Annotated in this window: 1 protein-coding gene; it reads right to left on the bottom strand. The window is 68.5% G+C overall.

Annotation, left to right across the window (positions count from 1 at the left end):
• Window positions 1-192 precede the first annotated feature (192 nt).
• On the bottom strand, window positions 193-1,254 hold a 1,062-nt coding region (locus tag AC1DBX_RS20635; protein ID WP_476932665.1), incomplete at its 5' end, for an IS1249 family transposase.

The raw sequence follows: 1,254 nt of genomic DNA, 5'->3' as shown, positions 1-1,254 counted from the left end.
ACTGCACCCGGGAGGGTGTGGGAGAGTAGGTCACCGCCGGAACACCATTAACGGTCGAGGACCCCCACCACCAGGTGGGGGTCCTCCCGCATTTAAMCCCCCTCTCAGGCAGGGCCGGGACCCCGGCCCCGGAGCCCGGGCCCACGGCCGGCTGCGGGTTATAGGACAAAACGTGTGTAAATGCCGGGCGTGTCAGGGGCGTCCTGCCCAGCCTGTGCGGGCCCAGAGGCCTTCTTCTGCGGTGGCCGCGTTGCCGTATTCCTCGGGTCCGTCTGGGTGCTCGACGGCGGTCTGAGCCGGTAGGCGTGCGGGTGTGTGCTGCTCCGGGCGGATGAGCCCGGCGGGCGGAACCGGGTTTTCGCTGTGCAGGTAGAGGTACCACTCGATGGCTCGCTTTTGGTGCTTTTCGCTCATGCCCCGGTGGCTGCGGAGCATCAGTCTGAGCTGGGCGTTCGTGCCGCCTTCAATCCGGTTGGTGGTGGAGGCGATCTCGAGTCCGGTGAACTCGTGGCGGAGGTAGGTAAAGAGCGTTCCGGCCTGGCTGAGCCGTTCCAGGAGGCGGTAGGCCTTGCGGAGACGGTCGTGGGTGAACCACCAGGTCTGGTTGGTCCTGACCCATCCCGGCACGACGGCGGTGCCGTTGCGGTAGGTCCGGGCCCGGACGAGCTGCCCGTGCTCCTGGTACCAGTCGTTGAGGTGGCCAAGCCATGCCGCGGCCTGCGCCGGGGTGCTGATCCTCGTCAGAGCCCTTCCCAACCGCAGCAGCGCCCTGCCCGCGTCGGTCCTGGGCCTGCTGGTCAGGTAGGTGCGCACGTTGCGTTGGACATGGACCAGGCAGCGCTGCACGGCGGTGTCGGACCAGCAATCAGAGAGCGCGGCGGCGATCCCGGATCCGCCGTCGGTGATCACCACCCGCGGCGCCGGGAACCGCTGAAGCAGGGCGGCCCAGGCGGCCTTCTTCTCGGTGTCGCACCACTGCCAGCCGATCACGTGCTCTCCGGCGATCGCGATCAGGCAACACCAGGAGCCGATGTAGATCCCGTCGATCTGGACCTGATCATGGATCTCGCCAGTTGCCGGGATCCCGGGGACGATATTCCAGCACCACGCAGTGCGGCGCCGGAACGACCGGGCCGTGCCGAGCGAGGCAGCCCCTGCCTGGTTGCCGGTGCCCAGCAGCCAGCCCAGAAAAGCGTCCAGCTCCGCACGCCGGCTCACATCCGGGCGCTCAGCCGAGCGGCTCGCACCGCAACC

It is taken from the genome of Arthrobacter sp. 10N44_2, assembly GCF_056394385.1.
The sequence above is the reverse complement of the archived record's forward strand: the minus strand, read 5'-3'. Positions and strand labels throughout refer to the sequence as shown.